This is a genomic window from Nonomuraea sp. B208 (assembly GCF_057536035.1).
This window is the reverse complement of record NZ_BAAJOU010000031.1, coordinates 228,646-253,244: the sequence shown is the minus strand read 5'-3', so window position 1 is coordinate 253,244 and position 24,599 is coordinate 228,646. Positions and strand designations below refer to the sequence as shown.

The following is a 24,599-nucleotide window of genomic DNA, read 5'->3' as shown; positions in this document are numbered from 1 at the left end:
AACTCGACGTCGACCAGCCGCGCGACGGCCCGCCCGAGGTCGGCGGCCGGAAGCTGCCCGCGCGCCGCGAGCGTGAGCGCCGCCTCGGCCGCCGCCGCCCGCTGCGCGTCCCGCCGGTGCCCCAGCCCGCCCGCGATCAGCATCGCGGTGGCGGCGCCCACGGGCCCGTCGCCGTGGGCCAGGGCCGCGAGGGCGGTCATCCTGGCGTCGTTGCCGTCGGACACCCAGGGCCGGAAGCGCAGCAGGGCGGCGGCGACGAGCTCGCGGTGCGACGGCAGCACCAGCGGCCCCCACAGCGGGTCGTCCGAAGACGACAGGTAGTCGGGGCCGCGATGGTCGACGCCCCATAACGCGGCGAGCCACGCCGGCAGGCCCTCGGGGGCCACGATCTCCACCCGCACCCGGCGCGACCAGCTCCGCGAGCTGTAGCTGTCGGGCGACCGCTCCTCCTCGTACGGCGTCACGCGCACCGCCGGATCCGGCCACCCGCCGTCCCGCAGCCAGGCGGCCAGCCGCCGCCCCGCCTCGCCCGGCAGCTTCTCCGCCCGTACGACCAGCTCGGGATCGCAGCGCCGGGGCAGCCGCAGCAGCGCCTGCTCGAAGTCGGCCGGCAGCGGCTCGCCGCCCTCCAGCCGCTCCCCATCCGCTCCACCAGGACCGTCGCGTCGACGTGCCCGGTGGCCGAGGTCGGCGTGGCGAGCAGCGCGGGCACCGTGCGCCCGTCCTCGAACAGCTCGATCACCTCCGCCAGCCGCCGCCGGACGAGCCGCTGGCAGACCCACTCCGAGGAGGCGTAGTAGTCGTCCGGCCCCGTGGTCAGCCGCCGGCTCCACTTCGGCGCGACGACCGCCAGCGCGCAAGCGGCGCACCAGGAAGGGAATCCTGCTGTCCCTGAACCCGTACAGGTGGTGCTCGGTGGGCTCCTCATCGGGATCGAGCCCGGCGACCCCTTCCAGCAGGCCTCTCCTCCAACCACGGCCGCAGCGCCGCCGCCACCGCCGCCCGGTCGCGATGGGTCAGCTCGACGAGCCCGCCCAGGACCCGCTCGCACCGCGCCGGCTCGCTCCGCCAATTGAGCGCCCGCAGCTCCGCGACCAGCTCGTCCGGCGAGGCGATCGGCGGCGCGAGAACGGGTGGCGCGGGCGCGCGCAGCACGGCGGCGACCGGCCGCTCCGGCTCGGCCGCGGCAAGCTCGCCGTAGCCGGCCGCGACGCGCTCGCGCAGGTCGGCGGGCAGCCGGGCGGCGGCCTCGCGGACCGCGTCCCGGCCCGCCTCGCCGGCGTACGGGGCCAGCCGGACCGCCAGCCGCACCGCCCGCCCCCGCAGGGCGGGATCGTCCAGGTCGAACACGGCGGCGAGCGCGGGCACCGCCCCGCCGCCACGGGGGCCGGACGCCCGCGCCGCCCACCGCACCGCCTCCTCGACCAGCTTCTTCTCCGGCCGGTACGCCAGCGCCCCCACGGCCTCGGCGAACAGCTCGTCGTCGAGCAGCCCCGCCTCCTCGGCCCGCCGCAGCTCCTCCACCGCCAGCTCGGTCACCGTCGGACCGGCCGACGGCAGCAGGCGTACGAGATCGAGCACCGGGATCTCCGGCGGCTCCGGCGCGAGCAGCCGCCAGAGCCACACGAACGGCATCATCTCCGCGTCCGGGCCCCCGCCCAGGAACCGGGAGGCGCACCCGTCGACCAGCGTCGCGCGCGGCACCCGGCCCGTACGCGCCAGCGCGGCCAGCTCCGTCATGGCCGTGCTGCGCCCCAGCGGCTCGGCCACGCCCTGCGCCTGGAACAGGCGCGGCAGCAGGGCGTCGAGCAGCGGGTCGCGGTCGAGCTCCAGGTCCTCCCCGGGCCGCCGCCTGGCCAGCCGCCAGGCCCACCCGACGACGAAGGCGTCACCGTCGGGCGGCTCCAGGCCGGTGTCGGTGACCAGCGCGGCGACGAGGTCCCAGCCGGGCACGCCCTCCGCGCGCTGCCACCGCCGCCGGCCGGTCGCCGGCCGGAGCCGCGCGGCCAGCCGGACGGCGAGGTCGCGCCGCCACTCCGGGGGGCGGCGGCGCAGCAGGGGGAGGAGGAGGGCGGCGTCCAGCTCGGGGTCGCGCGGCCGGCGCAGCTCCCTGCGGTCGAGCCAGGCCGCGACCTGCTCGGCGCCGGTGAGGCAGGCCGCTCCGGCCAGCCGGAAGCCGGTCGCCAGGCCCTCGATGTCGGCCCGGGCGGGGAAGCCGCCGCGCAGCTCCTCGGTCATGTGCCCGGGGAGCTGCACGGCGATCGCCCGCCGGCCGAGGTCGCTCAGGCCGTCCAGGAACGTCGCGAGGTCCCGGTCGTCGCCCGCCTCGATGCGGTCGAGGGCCTCCTGCCAGGGATTCATGCGGCCACCTCGCCGCGTCGCGCTGCCAAAGAAGCGATCATGGGCGCGACGGTAACGACCGCCACCGACAGATCGCGGGAGCCCCGGTCAGGCCAGGGCGGGCTCCGGCGCGGCGGCGGCGGGACCCGGTCAGGCCAGGGCGGGCTCCGGTGCGGTGGCGGCGGGGCGGGTGGCGTCACCGGCGAGGCGGCGGGAGGCGTACTGGGCGATCTGGCCGTGCGCGGCCACGACCGCGCCGAAGCCGACGACCAGGACCGCGATGAGCGTCATGCGCGAGTCGGGCGCCAGGATGATGGCCGCGCCGTCGGAGAACCCGGTGCTCGCCACGCCGAACCCGGTCAGGGCCGCGGTCACCCACCGGCCGCCCACCCGCACCACCGCCGGGGCGGTCGCGGTCAGCGCCGCCGGCACGGCGAGCACGGCGAACACCATCAGGACGCCCAGCGTGCCGCCCAGCGTGAACGTGCTCTCCTCGGCCGCCGCGATCGTGATCAGGCTCATCAGCAGCCGCGCCGCTCCGCCGCCCACGACTCCGGCCACGACGGCGCCCCCCACGGCCGCCGCCAGCACCCGGACCACGCGCCGGCCAGTCATTCCCGCCATACAACCCCTCCAGCTCTCTGAAGGGGTTGTAGTGGTACGAATCCCCCCGAAGCAATGCCGGAAATGCAATGCAATGAGGCTGTTATTGATGATTCGTCGGGAAAAGCATGACTAAATCTGTCCAATACGGGTGTCAGGCCGCCGTGGACAGCATGCCGTTCGGATCGAGGACGTACTTGCGTGCCGCGCCCTCGTCGAACTCGTGGTACCCGCGCGGCGCCTCCTCCAGCGGGATCGGCGTGGCGTTGACCGCCTTGGCGATCTGCACCCGGTCGTGCAGGATCGCCTGCATGAGCTGCCGGTTGTAGCGCATGACCGGGCACTGGCCGGTGGCGAAGCTGTGCGACTTGGCCCAGCCCAGGCCGAAACGGATGGACAACGACCCCTGCTTGGCCGCCTCGTCGGCCGCGCCGGGGTCGCCCGTCACGTACAGGCCGGGAATGCCGAGCCCGCCGCCCGCCCTGGTGACGTCCATGAGCGTGTTGAGCACAGTGGCGGGGCGCTCCTTCTCCGCCTCGCGGCCGTGGCCGCGCGCCTCGAAGCCGACCGCGTCCACGCCGCAGTCCACCTCCGGCTCGCCGAGTATCTGCTCGATCTGGTCCTTCGGGTCGCCCTTCGAGACGTCCACGGTCTCGCAGCCGAAGCTGCGGGCCTGGCCGAGGCGCTGCTCGTTCAGGTCGCCGACGATGACCACGGCGGCCCCGAGCAGGAACGCCGACGCCGCGGCGGCCAGCCCGACCGGGCCCGCGCCGGCGATGTAGACCGTCGAGCCAGGCCCCACCCCGGCGGTCACGCAGCCGTGGAAGCCGGTCGGGAAGATGTCGGCGAGCATGGCCAGGTCGAGGATCTTCTCCATCGCCCGGTCCTTGTCCGGGAACTTCAGCAGGTTCCAGTCCGCGTACGGGACCAGCACGTACTGCGCCTGCCCGCCCACCCAGCCGCCCATGTCGACATAGCCGTACGCCGAGCCGGGCCGGTCGGGGTTGACGTTCTCGCAGATGCCGGTCTTGCGCTCCTTGCAGTTGCGGCAGCGCCCGCAGGCGATGTTGAACGGCACGGACACCAGGTCACCGTTCTTGATGAACTCCACGTCGGAGCCGGTCTCGACGACCTCGCCGGTGATCTCGTGGCCGAGGACGAGGCCGGGCGGCGCCGTGGTGCGCCCGCGCACCATGTGCTGGTCGCTGCCGCAGATGTTGGTGGCGACCGACTTGATGATCGCGGCGTGCGGCAGTTTGCGGCCTACGTTGGCCGGGTGTACGCCGGGGCCGTCCTGCAGCGTGAATTCCGGATAGTCGATGTCGTGGACCTCGACCTTGCCTGGGCCTTCGTACTTGACTCCTTTGTTGCCCGGCATGAGGATTCTCCCTCCTCGGGGCTTTTGTCCCCCTTTCTGAATATAGCCCCAACGCCTCTCCACCCCCGTCTCCACCATCCGGTGGTGCCGCTCCACCCGCCCCGATCCCTAACGTTCCAGGTCACGAAGGAGAACGACCCGGCATACAGGGAGGCACCACATGGGTGGCAGGAGCTGGATCGCACTGGCGGCGCTCGGGATCGTCGTGGTGGTGGGGTTCATCGCGTACCGGCTGATCCTCGTCGAGCTCATCACCAGCCTGCGCTGATCTGGTGGAATCAGCAGATGCCCGAGATCCGGAGAAGGTGGGCGCTGCCCGACACCATTGCGCCCGGCTGGCTGGTCGTGCAGGTGTTCGGCACGCTCATCGTGGCCGCCACCCTGCTCACCGCGCGCGAGGGGACGCCCCTGGTCTGGGTCCTGTACGGGACCGCGGCCGGCTGCTGGCTGGCGTTCGTGGCGCTCGACCCGCGACGCCCCGCGCGTGCGGCGGCGTTCCTGGCGGCGGCCACGCTGGTGTCCGCGGCGGCGCTAGGCCCGGCCGCCGACAGCTCCGCCGTCATCCTGACCTGCATCTTCCTGGCCAGGTTCGCCGCACTCGCGGCGCCGCCGGTGACCGTGATCATGATGACGACCGGCGTCGCCATCGTGCTGGCGATCCTCGGCCAGGACATGCTCGCCGACGCCTCCGAGCAGGCGGTGCTGCTGCTCGCGGTGGCGCTCATCGGCGTGAACCACCGCCAGCACGTCGTCCAGGCCCGCCAGGCGGAGCTGCTGCTCGAACAGACCCGCCGCACGCTGGCCGTCCAGGCCCGCGCGGCGGCGCTCGACGAGCGCACCAGGATCGCCCGCGAGATCCACGACGTGCTGGCCCACTCGCTCGGCGCGCTCGGCGTCCAGCTCGAGCTCGCGCAGGCCGTGCTGGAGGAGCGCCGCGACGTCCCGGGAGCGATCGACACGATCGCCCGCGCCCGCAGACTGGCCGGCGAAGGGCTGGCCGAGGCCCGCAACGCGGTCGCGGCGCTGCGCCAGGACGTCCCCACGCTGTCCGACGCACTCGGCGGGCTCGCCAGGACACACGAGGACGACCACCGTTCCCCCGTACGCTTCGAGCGGAGCGGCCCGCCCCGGCCTCTGTCGTCGGCCGCGACCGTGTCGCTGCTCGCCACCGCGCGCGAGTCCCTGACGAACGCGGCCAAACACGCGCCCGGCGCCCCCGTCCACCTGGAGCTGGCCTTCACCGCCGACCGGGTGCGCCTCCGCGTCGCCAACGCGCTCACCGGTGGCCCGCCAGGGACGCCGGGGTTCGGCCTCACCGGGATGCGGGAGCGCCTGGCGCTGGCCGGCGGCGCTCTGACCTGCGGCCGGGAGGGGGAGCGGTGGCTGGTGACGGCCGAGGTGCCGGAATGATCACGGTGGCCGTGGTGGACGACCAGCAGCTTATCCGCGAAGGGCTGGCCGCCCTGCTCGGGCTGCTCGGCGACGTGGAGGTGGTGGGCACCGCGGCGGACGGCCAGGCGGCGCTCGACCTGCTCGCGGACCGGCCCGCGGACGTCGTCCTGATGGACCTGCGCATGCCCGTGCTGGACGGCGTCGAGGCCACCCGCAGGATCACCCGGGAGCATCCGGGCACCGCAGTCGTCGTCCTGACCACGTACACCGACGACGAGTCCATCGTCCAGGCGCTCAAGGCGGGCGCGCGCGGCTACCTCACCAAGGACGCCGGCCGCGCCGAGATAGGGGCGGCGCTCCGCTCGGCCGCCACGGGCCAGTCCACGTTCGACGCCAGGGTGTCCGCCCGCCTGGTGGCCGCCCTGGACGAGCCGCCCCCGCGCGCCCGCGCCGCGCTGCCCGACGGGCTGACCGCCCGTGAGGCCGAGGTGCTCGCACTGATCGCCCGTGGCCTGACCAACCAGGAGATCGCCGGGACGCTGTTCATCGGCGAGGCCACGGTGAAGACGCACATCAACAACGCCTTCGCCAAGATCGGCGTACGTAACCGCGTCGAGGCCGCCCGCTACACCGGCGAGCACGGTCTCTGACGCGCGCTCACGGAGCGAGGGCGAGCTCGGCCAGCTCCCGCCAGTCCCGCCGCCGGCCCTCGCCGGCCGCCTCGGCGAACGCGGCCTCCCCGAGCCGGTCCCGCGCGGCCGTGGCGATCCTGGAGGCGTCCGGCCGCGAGTGGTCCTGCGTGCCGCGCACGCCCTCGCTCGCCGCGAGCAGCCACGCGGCCTGCTCGTGGCGTCCCCGGCGCAGCGCGAGATCCGCGATCCCGACCAGCGCCCCAGCGATCAGCGGCGGGTACGCCGACTCCACGGCCGCGTCGAACGCCGTACGGCGGCACGCGCGGGCCTCCTCAAGGTCCTCCGCGAGATAGCCGTACAGATCCATGACCGAGGCCCGGGTCGAAACGGTGAGCTCCGGATCCGTGGCCTCCAGAAGGCGGCGCGCCCGGTCCGGTTCGCCGCGCCAGCGGGCCAGGTGCGCCTTGGCGAGCGCCAGGTCGGCGAGCACGTCCGGCCAGGCGATCCCGCCCGCGCGCCGCTCCGCCTCGGCCATCGCGGCCGCGCTGGACCGTTCGTCGCCGAGCAGCCAGTAGAGCTGCGCCTGCCGCGCCCGCAGGCCGATCACGTCCTCGGCCGCGCCCACCTGCTCCAGGGCCGCGCTCGCCTCCTCGTAGTGCTCGCACGCGCGGCCGAACTCGCCGCGCATGCCGAGCCGGTCGCCCAGATAGGTGTGCGCCAGCGAGATCCCCCACCGGTCGCCCAGCGCGCGGAACTCGGCGAGCGCGGTCTCGATGTCGGCGTCCACGTCGGTCTCGTCGCCGCCGAGGGTGAGCCGCAGCCGGCCGCGCGAGAGCCGGGCCTGCGCGCGTACCCACGGGTCGTCGCCGGCGATCAGCGGCTCGAACGCGGGCAGGAACCCCGCGGGCTCCCGTACCAGCCGCTCCAGCGGCTCGACGAACCCGACCAGGGGGTGACGCCGGCCGCGCCGGCCGAGCCGGTGCGCCCCCTGGATCCACTCCGCCGCCTGGAACTGGTCGCGGCCGGGCCCCGAGGTCACGAAGATCGCCACGATCGTGTACGCCATCGCCCGCACCTCGTCCGGCACCTCACCGGGCAGGGAGGCCGCCGCGACGCTCAGCTCGATGGCCTCCATCCGCTGCCCGCGCAGGAACCAGTACCAGCCCACGGCCCCGACCAGCCGCATCGCCTCCTCGGCCCAGCCCTCGGCGATCGCGCCGCGCAGGGCCGTACCGATGTTGTCGCGCTCGGCGTCCAGCCGGGCCAGCCACTCCAACTGCCCGGCCCGGCGCAGGTGCGGATCGGCGGTCTCGGCCAGCTCGGTGAAGTACGCGAGATGCGCCCGGAGCGTCCGCTCGCCCTCGCCGGCCTCGGCGAGCCGGTGGGCGGCGTACTCCCTGATGGTGCCGAGCATCCGGTAGCGCGGCGTGCCCCCGGCGTCCGCGTCGGCGAGCAGCAGCGACTTCTCCACGAGCGCGCTGAGCAGGTCCAGTGCCGGCTCGCCGTCCGGGCCGTCGCCGCACACGGCCTCGGCCGCCTCCAGGCTCGCCCCGCCCGCGAACACCGAGAGCCGCCGCAGCACCCCGCGCTCGGCCTCGCTCAGCAGGTCCCAGCTCCAGTCCACGACCGCGCGCAGCGTCCGGTGCCGGGGCAGCGCCGTACGGCTGCCGCCGGTCAGCAGCCGGAACCGGTCGTCCAGCCGGTGCGCGAGCTGCTCGACGGACATGGTGCGCAGCCGCGCCGCCGCCAGCTCGATCGCCAGCGGTATGCCGTCGAGCGCCCGGCAGATCCTGGCCATCGCCGCCAGGGTGCGCGGGTCGCCGCCGAGGTCCTGGCGTACCAGCTCGACGCGGTCCCGCAGCAGCCGCACCGCGGGCGAGGACCCGGCCCCGGCGGGGTCCTCGGGCAGCGCCAGCGGCTCGACCTGCCACAGCACCTCGCCGGTGATGCCGAGCGGCTCCCTGCTCGTGGCGAGGATCCGCAGCCCGCGGCACTCGCCCAGCAGCCGGTCCGCGAACGCCGCGGCCGCCTCGATCACGTGCTCGCAGTTGTCCAGGACGAGCAGCATCGCCCGCTCCCGCAGCGCGACGACGAGCCGGTCCATCGGCTCCCCGGCCCGCGCCCCGCCGAGCAGCGCCTGGTCGCGCAGGCCGATCGCGGTGAGCGCGGCCTGGGCGAGGTCGCCGCCCGCCCGTAACGGGGCCAGCTCGACCAGCCACGCGCCGTCCGGCAGCTCGCCGAGCACGGCCCTCGCGGTCTCCGCGGCCAGCCTGGTCTTGCCGGAGCCGCCCGGCCCCGTCAGCGTGACCAGCCGGTGCCTGGCGGTCAGCCCGGCGACCGCGGCGAGGTCGTCGTCCTTGCCGACGTAGCTCGTCAGCTCGGCGCGCAGGTTCGTCCGGCGCGTGTCCGCCCGCCCGCCCAGCTCGCCCCGCAGCAGCGCGGTGTGCAGGGCGGAGAGCTCGGCCGACGGATCGGCGCCCAGCTCGTCGGCGAGCCGCTCACGGGTGCGCTGGTAGACGGTCAGCGCCTCGTTCCCGCGCCCCGCCTCGGCGAGCGCCCGCATCAACGCCGCCACGAACCCCTCACGCAACGGGTACGTGGCGACCAGATCGGTCAGCTCGGACACCAGCTCCGCGCCCCGCCCGAGCTTGAGGTCCGCCTCCACCCGGTCACCGAGCGCGGCCACGCGCAGCTCGTCCAGGCGCGCGACGGCGGCCTCGAACAGCTCGCTGTCCCGTGGCCCGATCTCCGCCATGGCCGCCCCGCGCCACAGCCCGAGAGCCGCACGCAACAGCTCCGCCCGCTCCGCCGGCTCGGCGGCCCGCGCCCGCCCGACCAGGTCCTCGAACCGGCACACATCCACGGCCTCGGCGCTCAGGACCAGCCGGTAACCGCCGGCGTCCGCCTCGACCACACCGTCCGGCAGCACCCTGCGCAGCCGGGACACCAGCGCCTGCAGAGCGTTGACCTCGTCCGCAGGCGGCCGCTCCCCCCAGATCCACTCGACCAGCCTCGACCGGTTGACGATCTTGCCAGGTTCGAGCGCGAGCGCCGCCAGCAACGCCCGCAACCGAACCCCGGGAACCTCCACGAGGCCCCCATCGCCGCCCCTGACCTCGAACGGCCCCAGCAATCCCACGCGCACACGAGCATTCTGCCGAACCCCCGGACCCGCTACGTAGGCGGCTGGTCGGTCGGGTGATGACGGCCATGGCGATCGGATGCTGCAAACAGTCTCGCGACCGCGCCCTGCGGCATTTTGGCCGCACCCGGCAGAACATTTTGAGGGTCCTTCAAATATGCCCCGGCAGTTCTAGGGCTAGGCGCTACTCATAGCCTTCAGTATAATCCGGGCATAAGGCCGTCCAATGGGTCGGAGGGTACCTGTGGTGACAGCCAATGAACATGATCGCTTCTTTGTCCCGGCGGTCTCCGGCCGGTTCGAGCGCCGATTGATCGCTGATCTCGCGGCTGGGCGATGTGCCGCGATCAGGGTGCCCGATTTCTTTTCTCCGGACGAGTGCGCGCTGGTGATGAATGCTCTGCTGAAGGTGGAGTTCGCCGCATACGGCCGGGCCCGAGTATGGCCGGAGGTGATGCGATTCGGCGTGGGGGTCAGCGACCATCGCCACAACGGCACGATATCCGAGAAGTATTGGGCCGCGGTGGATGAGAGCCGCCGTGCATGGGAAGAACTGAGTCTGCCGTTCGACCCGTTCGAGCTGTGCCGGACGAGGCTGGGCGCCGATCTGCCCCAACCCGTGGAAGTGGCCAGGCACGATGGCCGCGTCATGGGCGCCGGAGTCGCCCGTGAACCCAACCAAGGGTTCCTCGTGCACTTCGACGACGCGCAGCGGGAGTTCTCGGACGGCTTCCTGGACGCCAACGTCATCTGCCAGTTCGCCTTCAACCTGTATCTCAGCGTGCCCGATTCCGGGGGTGAGACGGTGGTATGGCGCCATCGCTGGCACCCGGCCGACGACAAGCACAAACCCGCCGGATCCTACGGGTTCAAGGAGTCCGTGGTCGGCGACGCCGAATCGTTCCAGATGATTCCGCGTATCGGCGAGGCGGTGCTGCTGGAACCGAGGTACTTTCACGCGGTACGGCCTAGCGGCGGTGGACGTAGGATAGCTCTCGGCTTTTCCGTTTCAATGACGGATACCGGACAGCTTCTCACCTGGGGCTGATCCCGATTCCGATCGGAGCGGGTTCTGTGGAATCGGTTGTCGGCCGTTCGGAATAGGATTAGCGTGCCACCATGAGAATGCTGCGGTACGTGGCTTTCAGCGAACGCGCTGACGGCGGAAATCCTGCGGGGGTGGTGTTCGATGCCGAGGGGATCACCTCCGGCCGGATGCTCGAGATCGCTGCGGAGGTCGGTTACTCGGAGACGGCCTTCATCACTGAGGGAGCAGACAGGGCGCTCACTGTCCGTTACTTCAGTCCCAAGGTCGAAGTGCCCTTCTGCGGCCACGCCACGATTGCGACGGCGGTGGCTTTCGCTGATCTGCACGGACCCGGAGACCTTCTGCTGCAGACCCAAGCCGGCCCGATCGAGGTGTCCACGTCGGTGACCTCTGCCGGACTCACGGTCGCGACGCTCGTCAGCGTGCCGCCACGGGTGGAGGACATGGAGGCGGCGCTCCTCGACGAACTCCTCAACGCCCTGCACTGGTCGCACGCCGATCTCGATGCGGCGCTTCCCCCTCGGGTCGCGTACGCGGGCGCTTCCCACCCGATCATTGCAGTTCGCACCCGTGAACGCCTCGCTCACCTCTCGTACGATTTTCCGCTCCTCGCCACCCTGATGGACCGTGCCAAGTGGACGACGATCGACCTGGTGTGGCGCGAGAACGACGAGGTGTTCCACGCCAGAAACCCGTTCCCCCCAGGGGGCGTGACGGAGGATCCCGCGACCGGTGCGGCCGCGGCCGCTTTCGGGGGTTACCTGCGCGCGCTGGGTCTTGTCGCGCTCCCGGCGGCGGTGACCGTCCTTCAAGGGCAGGACATGGGCCGCCCCAGCACCATCACCGTTTCCATTCCTGCGGATCCGGCCGTCGGCATAGCTGTGACGGGGACCGCGGTCCGGTTGTGAACGGCGGGTCTGTGCGCGGTCATGGTGTGCCGCCGGCCGCCGTGACGGACGACTCCTCGGGGGCGATCTGCACGGTCAGTTCGATCTCGACGGGAGCGTCAAGGGGCAGCGCCGCGACCCCGATCGACGTGCGGGCGTGCTGTCCGGCCTCCCCGAAGACCTCGAACAACAGGTCACTGGCACCGTTGACGACGTTGGCCTGTGCGGTGAAGCCAGGCGCTGAGGACACATAGCCCACCACCTTGACCACCCGCACGATTCGGTCGAGCCCCACGATCGCGTCGGCAGCGGCGAGCGCGGCAAGCGCGCACTGGCGCGACAGCAGGACCGCGGTCTCCACCGTGACCCGGTCGCCCACTGTGCCGGTGACGACCACTTCTCCATCGGCCATGGGAACCTGGCCGGACACGAACAGGAGGTCCCCGGCCGCTACAGCCGGGACATAAGAACCTTTCGCCGGGCTGACGGGCGGAAGCTTCAGGCCGAGTTCTGCGAGTCTTCTCGCAGGAGATGCCCTTCTCATGACAACAACATACGTGTCCGTGTAGTCAGTGTGAAGCATTTTGTTCAATGTCCGAATCTACCTATACTTCCGCAAGTTCGACCACTCCACGCGGCGTTATCGCGATCACGAATAGTCCAGGCATCTTCTCCTGGGTCTGGACTTAACCGTGGGTTTGCGGACTATCGTGATGAACATCGGTTGTCCAGCGATGGCTCGAGATGGAGGCGTGGCATGAACAGGCGTGATCGTATCTGCGTGGTCTTCGTCCATGGCCTCTTCTCAAGCCCAAGGACCTGGAAGCGTTTCGAGTGGACAATTCGGACAGATCCTGATCTCTCTGGCATGACAACGGTGCTGCGCTTCCAATACTCGTCACCGTTCTTCCTTGCCAGCTTTTCCCGTCGGATCCCGACATTTAGTGACATCGCCGACAATCTGGGATCGTGGCTTCGTCTCAAGATCCCGGAAGGTCAAAAGGTGTTCCTGGTGACGCACAGCCAGGGAGGAATAGTCGTCCAGACGTTCCTTTCCAGGGTGCTGCGGGGCGAGGGCCAATATGATCTCTCAAAGATCATCCATTTGCTGATGTACGCATGCCCAAACGCGGGTTCGAGAATCGCGTTGGGGCTGAGAAGGCGGTTGCTTCGCAGTCATCCGCAGGAGTGGTTGCACCGCCGCATGCAGCCGGATGTCCCGGCCATCGAGACCCTTGAGGACAACTGCCCCTTCTCCATCACCGCCTGTGGCGGGGCGACCGACGGCGTGGCACCCAACGTCGACGCCACCTACCCCTTTCGCAATCGGGAGACCGTGCCCGGTGACCACAAGTCGATCATCCGTCCTCGTGGCCCTGACGATGAGTCCTATCTGCTGTTCAAACGGCTGGTGCGCCAGGCGTGGTCATCGGCGGGCGAACGCGACGTCCCGCTGGCAGCGCCGGTCGTCGCTGCCGCCGGAGTCCCGTCCCTCGAAGGCGCCGAGCAGGTGTCGATCAGACCTCCGTGGCCGCAACGAGAAGTGACCGATCTGGAGGGGCGCGCCGAAGAAGTCGAAGCCATACTGGCCGGGAACGCGAAAGTCTGCGTCCTCGCCGGGCTGGGCGGCGTGGGAAAGACCAGGGTCGCGCTCGAAGTGGCCTACCGTATGCGTAATCAGCGCGAAGTGTGGTGGATCAACACCTCGGGGTTGCATACCGCTATGCAGCAACTGGGGCTGCGCCTGGGTATCCCAAAGAGCGCGCTGATCGAGGCGACGAGTACGCGGAACGTTCCAGACGTGATCTGGCACGCGCTGGAGACCTACGAGCGCCCATGGCTTCTCGTCTTCGACGACGCCGACAACGCTGACGTTCTCGCCGCCGGTGCCGAGCCGGTCGCCAACGGCAGAGGCTGGCTGCGCGCGCCGGCCACTGAGAACGGACGGGTGATCGTCATCAGCCACGACCGGAACGAGGCCACGTGGGGGCATTGGTGCCAGGTCCGGCCGATCAACCCGTTGTCGGAGGACGACGGCATCGCAATGCTGACCAAAATCGTCGGTCAGTCCGTGGCGGGCACGCGGGAAGACGCACGGTTGCTCTCCAAGGCGCTGGGCGGGTTACCGCTCGCGCTGTGGTGCGCCGCGCGGTACATCAAGAACGGCTATGAACACCCCACCGGCGCCGAACGGACGTTCACCGCCTATCGGAGAGATCTGGAGTCCCGTCTGACCGCGGTGCCCGGCAGTGGCCCGTTGGATCAGCAGCTGGGCCTGGATCTTGTGCACGAGGTTTTCAAGATCTCGATCGAGGCGCTTGCTAAGGCCGGAATGCCGCAGGCGGGGCCGTTCCTGAAAGTGCTGGCGTGCATGAATGCGAGCGCGATTCCCTATCCGGTCGGCATCGCGACCCGGCTGGCTCACGCGGATCTCTTCGACGGCCATCCCACACCGGAGATCGACAAGATAGTCCAGCGATTGAAGGATGTCGGCCTCGTCTCCCTGGACGCGATCGGTGGTCAGCGAAGCGGGCTGGGCAAGTACGTGACGCAGACGGTGTCCATGCATCCGGCCGTCCATCTCGTCCTGCGTGACGACCGTGACGTGACGACCCGGCAGCACGCCTACTACGGCTTCGCGCTGCGGATGCTGGAGGAGGCGCTGGGGGAGTCCGATCCGGACCAGAGCGAGGACCGCGCACTCTGGCGGCTGGTGGCGCCGCATGTCGTGCAGATCACCAACACCGTCGTCGGTAAGCTCCCAGGTGATCAGGACCTCATCCGCAAGGCATTGAGACTCGCCCGCCGCACCAGCAGGTATTTCATCGCCGCCGGACTTCTGTCGCCGGCGAACGAATTCCTTCCGAGGCTCATAGATCACTGCTCCTCGTACGGTTTCTCCCCGGACGACAGGGAGATCATGGAGTTGCGGCACGAGCACGGACGCATGCTGATCGAGATCGGTCAGCCCGAGGTCGCGGAGACGCGACTACGTGAACTGATCGCGGACCGTGTACGCGTGCTCGGCGAGAACGATCGAGACACCTGGGCCAGTCGGCACAAGCTCGCGAAAGCGATTCTGGTGCAGAACGACCGTTGGCAGGAAGCGGAAGAACTCCTGTGGGGAATTCTTGAGGCCGAAGACGCCCTCGATCCGCACCACACGGACAGCATGGTCGTGAAGCACAGCCTCGCCCGTGCCATCCTGGCCCAGGACGGAAGCCGCGCCGCGCTGGCCGAGAAAATGTGCCAGGAAATTCTGCGGCAGTGGGATCCTGAGGGGATCTCGCCCCTCAACGAGGTCCTTTTTGTCCGGGGCACGCTCGTGCGGGCGTTGCACGCCCAAGGACGCATCGACGATGCGAAGAGGGAGGCGGAGGCCACCCTGGCGCGCAACGAGGAACGTCTCGACGAGGTCCATGCCATGGCGCTGACCTTCGCCTACATCGCCGTTCTTCTTGAGTTGCACAAGTTCGACATGGCTTATGAGCAGGCGAAGTCGCTGCTCGCCCGCCGTGCCCGCGTACTGGGGGACCGCCACGCGGACACGTTGCGGACGCGGAAGCTCCGCGACGACATCCGCAGGCTTCTGCACGGCGACGAATGAAATGTGTCTCTCGCGAGACCGCCATGGACCTGGCGTTGTTGGGCTGACGATGGAGGAGGCTGCAGGCTATTTTGAGTGAGCAAGGAATCTCGGGAGGGCCACCACTTTCGAAAGGAGACAATAGTGGCGAAACCTGAGCATGGGCCGCAGGGCTCGGCGATCGACGAGGGATCGGTGGCCGAGGAGCTGACCTTGGTCGAAGTGGCCCGGCAGCTTGCCCGCCAGGCCTTGGAATCGGAGCATCAGGCCGCTGAACTACGGGTCAGAGCGGCCGAAATTTTCTGAACTGGGCTGGGCAGAAATTGACTAGGTGAAAACGAGGTCCGAAGCTGTACGGGCGATCGAACTCGCCCCTCATCCGTCCAGCGCCACCACTTCAGCGCCGTTCATTCGCCGAACCCGATACGCGCCAGTCTGACCAATGCGTCGCAGGCAGCTGATCATCGAGATCGCATGGCCGATGCCGGCCGCGACCGGCGGGAGAGTCGCGTCGCGGCCCGCCGACCGCACCCGGCGGCGGTCGGCGTCCGTGTTCCAGGCACGGGCGCATCGCGGTGGTCCGTGGTTGTCCGCCCTGTTGAGCGGGGATACTCTCGGCCGTGTTTGAGACGATGTGCGTCTGCAAATGGCGGGAGCAGGTGGATGACGTACCAGGATCTTGATCCGCGCACGCCGGTGATCGTGGGCGTGGGGCAGGTGTCGGAGCGGATCGGGGAGCCCGGTTACCGTCGTCTGTCGGCCGTCGAGCTGGCCGCCGCGGCGGCGCGGGAGGCGCTCGTCGACACCGGGGCGGACCCCGGCGAGGTGGCTGCCGCTGTGGACACGGTCGCGGGTGTGCGGCAGTTCGAGATCTCGGCTCCCGGCATTCCGTCGCCGCTGGGGAGGTCCACCAACTATCCGCGGTCGGTCGCCGCACGGGTGGGGGCCGCCCCTCGGCGGGCGATCCTCGAAGTTGTCGGGGGGCAGGGGCCGCAGCATCTGGTGAACGAGATGGCGGCTGCCGTCGCGGGCGGCGAGGCGCAGGTGGCGCTGGTCTTCGGGTCCGAGGCGATCTCGACTGCGCAGCATCTCGCCAAGGTCGAGGACAAGCCGGACTTCAGCGAGAGCGTTGAAGGGGACCTGGAGGATCGTGGTTACGGGCTCAAGGGGCTGGTCTCGCGGCAGCAGGCGGCTCACGGGCTGACGGACGCGCCGAGCCAGTACGCCCTGTTCGACAACGCCCGCCGCGCCCGACTCGGCCAGACACGGGAGGAGTACGCGGCCGGCATGGGTGCGCTGTTCGCGCCGTTCACGAAGGTCGCGGCGGCCAACCCGCACGCCGCCGCCCCCGTCGAGCGCACCGCCGAGGAGCTGGTCACGCCCAGCGAGAAGAACCGCTACATCGCCGAGCCCTACACCCGTTACATAGTGGCCCGCGAGAAGGTCAACCAGGGTGCGGCCGTGCTGCTGATGTCCGTGGGCGAGGCCCGGCGGCTGGGTGTGCCACCCGAGCGGTGGGTGTTCCTGCACGGACATGCCGACCTGCGCGAGCGTGGCCTGCTGGAGCGCGCCGACCTGAGCGGCAGTCCCGCTGCCGTGCTGGCCGTGCGGCACGCGCTGGAGCAGGCCGGGATCGGGGCGGACGAGCTGGCCGTGATCGATCTCTACTCCTGTTTCCCGATTGCCGTGTCCGCCGTCTGCGACGGGCTCGGCCTGCCCGCCGACGGCTCGCGCGAGCTGACCGTGACCGGCGGGCTGCCGTTCTTCGGGGGCGCGGGCAACAACTACTCGATGCACGCCATCGCCGAGACCGTGCAGCGGTTGCGGGCGCAGCCGGGCGCGTACGGGCTGGTCGGCGCGAACGGCGGCTCGCTCAGCAAGTACTCGGCCGGCGTCTACTCCACCACGCCCGCCGAATGGCGGCCGGACCGCAGCGCCGCCATCCAGGCCGAGCTCGACTCCCGGCCCGGCGTCGAGCAGGCGTTCCAGGCCGACGGCTGGGCCACGATCGAGACCTACACCGTCAAGCACGGCAGGGGCGGGAAGCGCACCGGGATCGTCGTGGGCCGGCTGGAGGCCGACGGCCGCCGGTTCATCGCCACGAGCGACGACGAGCGCACGCTCGGCCTGCTCACCACCGGCGAGCCGATCGGGCGGCGGGTCTACGTCCGCTCGTTCGGATTCGGCAACCGGGTGGCGGTGGACGACGCCCTCATGGACGAGCTGTTTCCGCCCAGGGCCGCCGTGCTGCGCGACGACTACGAGCACGTGCTGGTACGCCGCGACGGCCACGTCCTGGAGGTCACGATCAACCGCCCGGACAGCCGCAACAGCCTCCACCCGCCCGCGAACGACGAGCTGGACGCGGTCTTCGACGCCTACTTCGCCGACCCCGGCCTGTGGGTGGCGATCATCACGGGCGCGGGCGACCAGGCGTTCTCGGCGGGCAACGACCTGCTCTACTCGGCCTCCGGCAAACCGATGTGGGTGCCGAAGAACGGCTTCGCCGGCCTCACGAGCCGCCGGAACACGACCAAGCCCGTCATCGCGGCGGTCAACGGCTTCGCCATGGGCGGCGGGTTCGAGATCGCCCTCGCCTGCCACCTGGTCGTGGCGGACGAGACGGCCCGCTTCGCGCTGAGCGAGGTCAAGGTGGGCCTGGTCGCGGCGGCGGGCGGCCTCGTACGCCTGCCCAGGGCGCTGCCCGGCAAGCTGGCCACCGAGATGATCCTCACCGGCCGCCGGCTGACCGCCGCCGAGGCGCTGGAGCACGGCCTGGTCAACCGGGTGACCGAGCCGGGGCAGGCCCTGGCCGGCGCGCGGGAGCTGGCCGGGGAGATCCTGGAGAGCTCGCCCACGTCCGTACGGGCGTCCCTGCAGATCATGGCCGAGACGCAGGGCATCCCGGACGTCGTCGACGCCGTCACCCACCCGTCGCCCGCGCTGGACGACCTCATGGTCAGCGAGGACGTCACGGAGGGCCTGACCGCGTTCGCCGAGAAACGCCCGCCGCGCTGGCGCAACCGCTGAGAAATCATGGAACCGCCGGCCCGGCTCGTGCCAATTATCTCTGTCAGCACGATGACATGAGAGGCACGAGATGCGACATGAGAGCTGGACGGACGCGCCCGCGCGGCCACTCTCCGACCGGTTCGCCGAGCTGTTCACCCAGCACGGACCGGGGCTCAAGCGGTACGTCATCCGGCGGCTCGGCGTCGAACCCGCCGACGACGTCGTGGCCGAGACGTTCGCGCAGGCGTTCCAGCACCTGGAGTCGTACGACGTGGCGCGCGGCGACGAGCGCTCCTGGCTGTACGGCATCGCCACCAACCTGATCGGCCAGCACCGCCGCAGGGAGATCGCGCTCTACCGGGCGCTGAGCCGTACCGGGACGGACCCGGTGGTGGAGCCGTTCACCGACGAGGTGGAGCGGCGGGTGGTGGCGGGCGCGGCGCGGCAACGGCTGGCCAAGGCGCTGGCCGGGTTGTCGCGCGCGCATCGAGACACGTTGCTGCTGGTCATGTGGGCGGAGCTGACGTACGAGGAGGCGGCGGGAGCGCTCGGGGTCCCGGTCGGGACAGTGCGCTCGCGGATCAACCGGGCCCGGTTCGCGCTGCGCCGCGCGCTGCGCGGGCTGGACCCGGCGGCGGCGGAGGACGAAGGAGCGGGCTGGTGACGAAGATCCACGACGAGTTCGACCTGGTGAAGCGGATGCGCGCGGAGGTGCCCGCGCAGCAGGACCTGAGCGGCGTGGAACGCCGCCTCGCCGAGCTCCGTGCCCGGCCCGTGAACCCGCCCCGGCGCAATCGCCTGCCCCGGCTCCGGTGGGGGCTCGCGCTGGCCACCGCGTGCGTCGTCGGCGTGGGCGGCTGGCAGCTCACGCGGGGCGGCGCCGAGCAGGGCGCCCGGCCCCCCGTGGCGCACCGCCCGACCGCGACCGTGCTGGAGCGGGCCGCGCTCGCCGCCGCGTCCAGCACGGCCGCCGAGCCCAGCCCGGACCAGTGGTACTACCGGCAGCAGTCGCAGCACATGCCCGGCGGCGACCTGCCGACCTACGAGAGCTGGGACAAGCTGGACGGCACCCGGACGGCCATCCGCACGGAGGGCGGAAAGCTGAAGGTCGCCGCCGCCGAGCGGGGCCCCACACACCCGGGCAAGACGATGGCGGAGCTGCGGCGGCTGCCCACCGACCCCGACGCGCTGCTCCGGCACTTCCGCTCGCTGCCACGCGAGCTGACGCCGCTGTCGATCTGCGCCCCCGCGTGCCCGGCGGGAACCGAGCAGGACGTGAAGGCGTTCGGCGCGATCGGCTGGTACATGAGCTACGGCCCGCTGGTGCCCCCGGACACGGCGGCCGCGATGTACCGGGCGCTGGCCAGGATCCCGAACGTCAGGATCGAGCAGAACGCGACCGACGGCGACGGCCGCACCGGCATCGGCGTCGTGCTCGACCTCGGCGAGGCCGGCAAGGGCTCCTACATCCTCGACCCCGAGGACTACCACTACCTGGGGGTCGTGGTGGGGCAGGGCGAGGACGCCGCGGCGATGTCCGTCCTCTCCTCCGGCATCGTGGACGAGCCCGGCCAGCTCCCCTGACCGCAGCCCCGCCCGGGGCGTGACCATCCGGGCGGGGCGTCCCGCGGGCGCTAGCTGTCACACTCCTGGTAGGCGCGTTTGCCGGTGCTGGCGTCCGTGCAGACCTTGCAGGTGCGGTTCGGGCTGTTCGTGGTCGGCTTCTTGGTGGTCACGCATTCGAGGTCCATCGGCTTGCGAGACTGGCTGCCCTGCTTCTGGGACTCGCCGCGCCGTCGCTCGCAGTACTGCCTCTTGTATCCGCTGCCTTTCTTGGCGCGGCAGTAATAACATCTCCTGTCGCCCTCCTGGAGCCATTTGCATTTCGGCGCCAGCGAGCTGGAGGAATCGATGGACGAGGTTGTGGCGCCGGCGTTCGCGGCCTGCGCCTGCGAAGGCATCGAAGGGACGAGGGCGGCCGCCACAAGGGCGCTGACAGCGCAGGCTTCCTTGAGCATGGTTCCTCCCGCGGTTCGCGTTCTCCGCTGACCCCTCCATCGTGAACCCCTCTCTCCGAGCGGCGTCAAGACGGGCGGCAGACATTATTGTTCCGGCGCCGCACGCATATTCTCCGGCCAAACATGCGCAGCACATCTCCTTTATCGGCCGCGATTGTTTTCATGGCCGCCCTTTACGTTCTCCTGCTCCGCAGGGCGGCGGAAGACGGGCCATCGGACGGGTTTCAAGGGACTTTGGTCCCTGCCGACGACCCGGGGGAGGGCGGGATCTTGGGGTTCATGACGAACGCACCAGCCTCTCCTCACGCGCGCGTACCCGCGCTGATGCTCGGCATGGCGACCCTCGGCTTCGCGGTGAACTTCTGGGCGTGGGCGCTGCTCAGCCCGCTGGGGCCGCGTTTCAAGGAGCTGCTCGGGCTGTCGGCCGGGCAGCAGGCGCTGCTGGTCGCCGTACCCGTGATCGTCGGCTCGCTCGGCCGCATCCCGGTCGGCGCGCTGACCGACCGCTTCGGCGGGCGGGTGATGTTCCCGCTCATCTCCGCGGCCACCATCGTGCCCGTGCTGTTCATCGGCGTCGCCGGCCAGACCTCGCTGGCCGCGCTGCTGGTCGGCGGGTTCTTCCTCGGCGTCGGCGGGACCGTCTTCGCCGTCGGCGTGCCGTTCGTCAACGCGTGGTTCCCGCCGCACCGCCGCGGTTTCGCGGTGGGCGTCTTCGGCGCGGGGATGGGTGGCACCGCGATCAGCGCGCTGACCACCGTGCCCCTGGTGCGCGCCGGCGGCGCTGCCACCCCGTTCCTGATCACCGCAGGGGTTCTCGCCGCCTACGCGATCGCCGCCTGGCTGGTGCTGCGGGACGCGCCCGGCCGCAGCGTCGCGAACCAGCCCCTGATGACGCGCATGGCGGCCACGCTGAAGCTGTCGATCACGTGGCAGGCGTGCGTGCTGTACGCGGTCGCGTTCGGCGGCTACGTCGCCTTCTCCGTCTACCTGCCCGCCTACCTCCAGACCGGCTACGGCCTCGAACAGGCCGACGCCGCCAACCGCATGGCCGGGTTCGTGGTGCTGGCGGTGCTGGCCCGGCCGCTCGGCGGCTGGCTGTCCGACCGGGTCGGTCCCGTGCCCGTGCTGACCGGGGTGTTCGTCGTCATCGCCGTCTCGGCCGGGGTGCAGGCGCTGACGCCGGGGCTGATGCCGGTCGGCACGGTCGCCTTCCTGACCATGGCCGCCGCGCTCGGCGCGGGCAGCGGCGCCACCTTCGCCCTCGTCGCCCAGGTCGCGCCGGCCGACAAGGTCGGCACGGTGACCGGACTGGTCGGCGCGGCGGGCGGGCTCGGCGGGTTCGTCCCGCCGCTGCTGATGGGCTTCGTCTACGGGCGGCTCGGCTCGTACGGGCTCGGCCTGGGCCTGCTGGCCGTCACGGCCGCGCTCACCCTGGCACTGACGGTGACCGTGATCCGCTCGGTGGCCGTCCGCCGCACGGCCGGCGCCCGATAGGAGGTCGGTGACGTGGGTCCGGTCGACATCCGGGTGGAGCGCGGCGGACCGCCGCGTCCCCGCGCCTCGTGGCACCTGCGCGCGAACGCGGTCGTCGTCGGCTGGCTCGCCCTCACCGTCGTGGCGGCCCTGGCGGGCGACGTGCTGCCGGCGCCGCGCTGGCTGCTGATCCACGTCTTCCTGCTGGGCGCGATCAGCACCGCCATCCTCATCTGGAGCGAGCACTTCACCGTCGCGCTGCTGCGCGTCCGCACCCCGCCGCGCCGCGGCAGCCTCGCCCGGCTCGGCCTGCTCAACGCGGCCACGGTCGCGGTGCTGGCCGGGGTTTCCGTGGGGCCGTGGCAGGTCGCCGCCGCCGGCGCGGCGGTGGTGGCGGGGGTGGTGCTGTGGCACGCCGCTGTGCTCGTGAGGCTGGTACGTCAGGCGCTGCCCGGCCGGTTCGGCCACGTCATCGGCTGGTACGTCGCCGCCGCAGGGGCGCTCGCCACCGGCGGCGTCCTCGGCGGGCTGCTGGCCGCGGACGTCGGGCACGGGGCCGCGCACGAGCGGACGCAGGCCGCGCACGCCGTGGTGAACCTGTTCGGCTGGGTCGGGCTGACCGTGCTCGGCACGCTGTTCACGCTCTGGCCCACGGTGCTGCGCACCCGGATGGCGGACGGGACGCGCCGGGCCTCGCGCCTGGGGCTGCGGCTGGCCGTCCCCGGGCTGGCGGTCGCGACCGGCGGGCTGCTCGCGGGCTGGCGGTGGGCGGCCCTGGCCGGGCTGGTGGCGTACGGGATGGGAGCGCTGGCGGCGCTCGTGCCGCCGGCCGACGCGCTGCGGCGCAGACGGCCGCACACCGGGGCCGCCTGGATGCTGGGCGCGGCGATCGGCTGGTTCGAGGTGGCGCTGGCCGCGAACGCGGTGGTCGTCGCCACCCGCCCGGCGGCCGGGGTGGCGGCGGCGCTGGAGCCGCTGCTGCCGCTGGTGCTCGTCGGGTTCGTCGCCCAGGTGCTGTTCGGCTCGCTGCTGCACCTGCTGCCCGCGGTGCTGGGCGGCGGGCCGGCCCGGTTCAAGGAGAACGCGGCGCTGCTGGAGCGCGGCTGGGCGGTACGGCTGGCGGCGCTCAACGTGGGGGTGCCGCTGCTGGTCCTGCCGGTGCCGTCCCCGGTGGTGCTGCTGGGGTGGGCGCTTGTCCTGGGCTCGGCCGTGGCGTTCGTCGCGCTGGCGGTCACCGCCCTGGTCCGGGCCCGCCCAGCGTCGTGGCGGCCGTCGCCGGCCGTGGCCGGGGTCGTCGCCGGTTGCCTGCTGACGGCCGCCGCGGTCGTCGTCGCCACGACGGGCGGATCGGGTCCTGCCTCCGTGACCGTGACCGGCTCCCGTACGGTCGAGGTGACGCTGTCCGGGATGAGCGTCCGCCCGGCGGTGATCGAGGCGCCCCCGGGGACGGTCCTGACGTTGCGGGTCACCAACGCCGACGCCCAGCGCCACGACCTGCGCATGGAGACCGGTGAGCGCACCCCGGCGCTCGCCCCGGGCCAGAGCGCGACGCTGAAGCTGGCGGCCCTCGGCGCGGCCGTGGACGGCTGGTGCACGGTGGCCGGGCATCGGGCGGCGGGCATGACGATGCGGATCGTCCCCACAGGAACTTCCGCCCATACCGCCGCGCACCCCGCCGCGCACCCGTCCGGCCCCGCCCGCCTCGACCTCGCCGCCCCCATGTCACCGGGCTGGAAGCCGTACGACGCCACCCTGCGGCCCGCGCCCGGCGGCACCGAGCACCACGTCGAGATCCGCGCCGACGACAGGGCCGTCCAGGAGGTCGCGCCCGGGGTGCGGCAGCGCGTGTGGACGTTCAACGGGACCATGCCGGGCCCGGTGCTGCGCGGCAAGGTCGGTGACGTGTTCGTCGTGACGTTCGTCAACGGCGGCACGATGGGCCACGGCATCGACTTCCATGCCGGGGCGACCGCGCCCGACGGCCCGATGCGGACGATCCAGCCGGGGGAGCGGCTGACGTACCGGTTCCGCGCCGAGTTCGCCGGGGCCTGGCTGTACCATTGCTCGACCATGCCCATGACGCAGCACATCGCCAACGGCATGTACGGCGCGGTCGTCATCGACCCGCCCGGCCTGCTGCCGGTGGACCGCGAATACCTCCTGGTGCAGGGCGAGCTCCACCTGGGCGAGCCCGGCAGCGAGGCCCAGGTCGCCAAGTTGCGGGCGGGCGAGCCGGACGGCTGGATGTTCAACGGCGCCGCCGCCGGCTACGACCACGCCCCGCTGCGCGCCGAGGCGGGCGAGCGCGTACGCCTGTGGGCCGTGGCCGCCGGGCCCAGCTCGGGCACGTCGCTGCACGTGGTCGGAGCGCCGTTCGACACGGTCTACAAGGAGGGCGCGTACGCGCTGCGATCCGGCGACCCCGGCGGGGCGCAGACGCTCGACCTCGCCCCCGCCCAGGGCGGCTTCGCCGAGCTGGTCTTTCCCGAGCCGGGCCGGTATCCGGTGGTGGACCACACGATGCGTCAGGCCGAGGCGGGCGCGCACGGGCTGTTCGAGGTGAGCGCGTCATGACGTGGTGGTCGGTGGTGCGGTTCCTGCACGTGCTGGGCGCGGCGCTGTGGGTCGGCGGCCAGTTGTCGGTGTCGCTGGTGCTGCTGCCGCCGGCCCGGCGGCTGCTGGACGAGCAGCGGCGGGGCCAGGTGCTGAGCGCCGTGGGCCGCCGCTTCGGGCTGCTCACCGCCGCGGTGTTCCTGCCGGTGCAGCTCGCCACCGGGGTGGCCATCGCCTGGCACAAGGGCGTGACGTGGGCCTCGCTCGCCGAGCCCGGCTACGGCCGGATCCTGGCGGCCAAGCTGCTGCTGTTCTGCGCCGTCATGGCGGCCGCCGGGGCGCACGGGTGGCTGACCGGCGCGGGCCGGCCGCGGCTCGCCCGGGTGATGGCGGTGACGTCGCTGGTGGGCTCGCTGGGCGTGGTCCTGCTGGCCACCGCCCTGCCCGCCACATAAGGACCTGAGGGCCGATCGGCCCGACAGGCGGGACTTTGGTCCCTGCCCGACATGGTGCCTATGCCGGAAGTCTTTCCTCG

General features: G+C 71.7%; 19 protein-coding genes. 12 read left to right on the top strand and 7 right to left on the bottom strand.

The window, feature by feature from the left end; all coding sequences use genetic code 11:
• From AC27IY_RS45070 to fdhA, 4 genes are all read right to left on the bottom strand, one after another.
• A partial coding sequence (locus AC27IY_RS45070; protein ID WP_487181735.1) for a hypothetical protein occupies positions 1–782 on the bottom strand: 782 nt, incomplete at its 3' end.
• A gap of 142 nt (positions 783–924) precedes the next feature.
• Positions 925–2,361: a hypothetical protein gene (locus tag AC27IY_RS45065; protein ID WP_487181734.1), complete on the bottom strand. Its 1,437-nt coding sequence runs from the start codon at positions 2,359–2,361 to the stop codon at positions 925–927.
• A 129-nt stretch (positions 2,362–2,490) separates the two neighbouring features.
• Complete coding sequence (locus AC27IY_RS45060) at positions 2,491–2,964, bottom strand: hypothetical protein (RefSeq protein ID WP_487181733.1); 474 nt, start codon at positions 2,962–2,964, stop codon at positions 2,491–2,493.
• 133 nt (positions 2,965–3,097) lie between these two features.
• Entirely contained in the window at positions 3,098–4,321 is a 1,224-nt protein-coding gene (gene fdhA, locus AC27IY_RS45055; RefSeq protein WP_487181732.1) for a formaldehyde dehydrogenase, glutathione-independent, read from the bottom strand.
• 285 nt (positions 4,322–4,606) lie between these two features.
• Between fdhA and AC27IY_RS45050 the strand changes: the two genes are divergently transcribed.
• Together AC27IY_RS45050 and AC27IY_RS45045 are read left to right on the top strand one after the other, a co-directional pair.
• Complete coding sequence (locus AC27IY_RS45050; RefSeq protein WP_344209863.1) at positions 4,607–5,731, top strand: sensor histidine kinase; 1,125 nt, start codon at positions 4,607–4,609, stop codon at positions 5,729–5,731.
• The gene (locus AC27IY_RS45045; protein ID WP_487181731.1) at positions 5,728–6,363 is read left to right on the top strand and encodes a response regulator; all 636 of its coding nucleotides are present in this window, start codon (positions 5,728–5,730) and stop codon (positions 6,361–6,363) included. Before AC27IY_RS45050 ends, AC27IY_RS45045 begins: the two co-directional genes overlap by 4 nt.
• 7 nt (positions 6,364–6,370) lie before the next feature.
• On the opposite strand, the gene AC27IY_RS45040 is transcribed toward AC27IY_RS45045, so the two are convergent.
• A complete protein-coding gene (locus AC27IY_RS45040) occupies positions 6,371–9,490 on the bottom strand; it encodes an AfsR/SARP family transcriptional regulator (protein ID WP_487181730.1) in 3,120 nt (1,039 codons plus the stop codon).
• Between the two features lie 244 nt (positions 9,491–9,734).
• Here AC27IY_RS45040 and AC27IY_RS45035 point away from each other — a divergent pair, with 244 nt between their 5' ends.
• A complete protein-coding gene (locus AC27IY_RS45035) occupies positions 9,735–10,535 on the top strand; it encodes a 2OG-Fe(II)-dependent halogenase WelO5 family protein (protein WP_487181729.1) in 801 nt (266 codons plus the stop codon).
• A gap of 71 nt (positions 10,536–10,606) precedes the next feature.
• A complete protein-coding gene (locus AC27IY_RS45030) occupies positions 10,607–11,443 on the top strand; it encodes a PhzF family phenazine biosynthesis protein (RefSeq protein WP_487181728.1) in 837 nt (278 codons plus the stop codon).
• 19 nt (positions 11,444–11,462) lie between these two features.
• On the opposite strand, the gene AC27IY_RS45025 is transcribed toward AC27IY_RS45030, so the two are convergent.
• The gene (locus AC27IY_RS45025) at positions 11,463–11,966 is read right to left on the bottom strand and encodes a RidA family protein (protein ID WP_487181727.1); all 504 of its coding nucleotides are present in this window, start codon (positions 11,964–11,966) and stop codon (positions 11,463–11,465) included.
• A gap of 213 nt (positions 11,967–12,179) precedes the next feature.
• Here AC27IY_RS45025 and AC27IY_RS45020 point away from each other — a divergent pair, with 213 nt between their 5' ends.
• The 5 genes from AC27IY_RS45020 (at position 12,180) to AC27IY_RS45000 (ending at position 19,604) form a co-directional block, all read left to right on the top strand.
• Positions 12,180–15,029 (top strand): alpha/beta hydrolase, encoded by a 2,850-nt coding sequence (locus AC27IY_RS45020; RefSeq protein WP_487181726.1) that lies wholly within the window; start codon positions 12,180–12,182, stop codon positions 15,027–15,029.
• Between the two features lie 123 nt (positions 15,030–15,152).
• Positions 15,153–15,314, top strand: coding sequence for a hypothetical protein (locus AC27IY_RS45015; protein WP_487181725.1), 162 nt, complete (start codon positions 15,153–15,155; stop codon positions 15,312–15,314).
• 357 nt (positions 15,315–15,671) lie between these two features.
• Positions 15,672–18,038, top strand: a complete 2,367-nt coding sequence (locus AC27IY_RS45010; RefSeq protein ID WP_487181724.1) for an acetyl-CoA acetyltransferase — start codon at positions 15,672–15,674, stop codon at positions 18,036–18,038.
• 70 nt (positions 18,039–18,108) lie between these two features.
• The gene (locus tag AC27IY_RS45005) at positions 18,109–18,684 is read left to right on the top strand and encodes an RNA polymerase sigma factor (RefSeq protein ID WP_487181723.1); all 576 of its coding nucleotides are present in this window, start codon (positions 18,109–18,111) and stop codon (positions 18,682–18,684) included.
• Positions 18,681–19,604, top strand: coding sequence for a CU044_5270 family protein (locus AC27IY_RS45000; RefSeq protein WP_487181722.1), 924 nt, complete (start codon positions 18,681–18,683; stop codon positions 19,602–19,604). Before AC27IY_RS45005 ends, AC27IY_RS45000 begins: the two co-directional genes overlap by 4 nt.
• 50 nt (positions 19,605–19,654) lie before the next feature.
• Here AC27IY_RS45000 and AC27IY_RS44995 read toward each other — a convergent pair whose 3' ends face one another.
• Complete coding sequence (locus tag AC27IY_RS44995) at positions 19,655–20,038, bottom strand: hypothetical protein (protein ID WP_423443833.1); 384 nt, start codon at positions 20,036–20,038, stop codon at positions 19,655–19,657.
• A gap of 279 nt (positions 20,039–20,317) precedes the next feature.
• Here AC27IY_RS44995 and AC27IY_RS44990 point away from each other — a divergent pair, with 279 nt between their 5' ends.
• From AC27IY_RS44990 to AC27IY_RS44980, 3 genes are read left to right on the top strand one after another with little or no spacing between them, the layout of a single operon-like run.
• On the top strand, positions 20,318–21,532 hold the full coding sequence (locus AC27IY_RS44990; RefSeq protein WP_487181721.1) for an MFS transporter: 1,215 nt from the start codon (positions 20,318–20,320) through the stop codon (positions 21,530–21,532).
• A 12-nt stretch (positions 21,533–21,544) separates the two neighbouring features.
• Positions 21,545–24,085, top strand: a complete 2,541-nt coding sequence (locus AC27IY_RS44985) for a multicopper oxidase domain-containing protein (RefSeq protein ID WP_487181720.1) — start codon at positions 21,545–21,547, stop codon at positions 24,083–24,085.
• Positions 24,082–24,519 (top strand): hypothetical protein, encoded by a 438-nt coding sequence (locus AC27IY_RS44980; protein ID WP_371249930.1) that lies wholly within the window; start codon positions 24,082–24,084, stop codon positions 24,517–24,519. The genes AC27IY_RS44985 and AC27IY_RS44980 overlap by 4 nt, the downstream gene beginning before the upstream one ends.
• Positions 24,520–24,599 lie beyond the last annotated feature (80 nt).